The 1,400-nt window shown below is 62.1% G+C and carries 1 protein-coding gene; it reads right to left on the bottom strand.

All coding sequences use genetic code 11. From position 1 onward, the window contains the following. Positions 1-174: 174 nt before the first annotated feature. Entirely contained in the window at positions 175-1,338 is a 1,164-nt protein-coding gene (locus F8N12_RS27520) for a methyl-accepting chemotaxis protein (RefSeq protein WP_412072165.1), read from the bottom strand. Positions 1,339-1,400: the final 62 nt, after the last annotated feature.

Genomic DNA, 1,400 nt, shown 5'->3' with positions numbered 1-1,400 from the left:
GGACGCAGGCTGCGCCAGCTGCTACGAGATTGATGTCAGCGCCCGGGGAGTTGAGTGCGGCGGCTGAAGTACGGGTGGGATTGATTGGCCATGATTTTCATCAGTGAACCGAAAATCCACCGCCCCCTTGTAGCAGCTGGCGAAGCCTGCGTCCGGCTGCTACAGAACCTGCGACTAACGGTTGAACCGCTCCACCAGCGAGTACTGGGTTTTCGCGGTCTGCGTCAGTTCGGTGCTCAGTTGCGCCGAGTGCCTGGCCTGTTCAGATGTCTGATCCGCCAGATGCGCGATGGTGGTGATGTTGCGGCTGATTTCCTCAGCGACCGCCGTTTGCTCTTCAGTCGCGGCGGCGATCTGGGTGGTCATGTCGGTAATGTTCGCTACGGCTTCACTGATGCCTACCAGGGCCTTATCGGCCTCCAGCACCCAGGCCACCCCTTCCTCCGCCTGCCGGTGGCCGCTTTCCATAGTCTTCACCGCGTTGCTGGAAGACACCTGCAGTTTGGAAATCAGGCCGTGGATCTGTGCTGTAGACTCGGTGGTGCGTTGGGCCAGCTGGCGCACCTCATCCGCCACCACCGCAAAGCCGCGGCCCATATCACCCGCGCGAGCAGCTTCGATGGCGGCGTTCAGCGCAAGCAGGTTGGTCTGGTCGGCAATGCCTTTGATAACGTCGACCACTGTGCCGATTTCATTGCTGTCCCTGGCCAGTTGCGCAACGGTCAACCCTGTCTCGCCCACCACCACGGAGAGGCGCTGGATCGACTCGCGGGTATCGCGTGCGACGTCGCGTCCGCGGGCAGTCAGCACATTGGCTTCCTGCGTCGCATCGGCCGTGCGCTGGACGTGACTGGCGACTTCTTGTGTAGTTGCCGCCATCTGATTCACTGCTGCCGAGACCTGTTCGGTTTCGACGCGCTGACGATCCAGTCCCCGTGAACTGTCGGCAGCCAGACCGTCGGATTTGCCGGCCAGGCTGGTCAGTTGCTCGGCCGTGTCCTGAAGGCGCGTGAGGCAGGTCTTGAGCCGCGAGGCCTGACTGACGAACGCCGTTTCCAGACGAGCCTGAGGGCCGCGCTCATCACTGTACATTTTGCCGAGGAGGGCGTCGCAGGTTGAAGATTCAGCCAGCTCCAGCAGTTTGAGCGCGCCGCGATTCTGTCGGCGAGAAATGAACAAGCCGATCGGGACCGAAGCTGCAATTGTCAGGAGTGTCGCTTCAGTGGGACCCAGCCAGACACCGCTTGCGGTGCCGACGAGCCCCATTGTCAGCACTGGCAGCCAGGCGAGCAGCGCCGGTTGCCATTGATCGCTGACGGGAACGGCCGCCTTGCCCATGCTGATCCGCTTGTAAAGTGCTTCGGCGCGATGGATCTGTTCGGCAGTCGGTTTGACCCGCA

The sequence above is a fragment of the Pseudomonas fluorescens genome (genome assembly GCF_902497625.1).
GTDB lineage: Bacteria > Pseudomonadota > Gammaproteobacteria > Pseudomonadales > Pseudomonadaceae > Aquipseudomonas > Aquipseudomonas fluorescens_BQ.
This window is presented reverse-complemented; position numbering and strand designations above follow the sequence as displayed.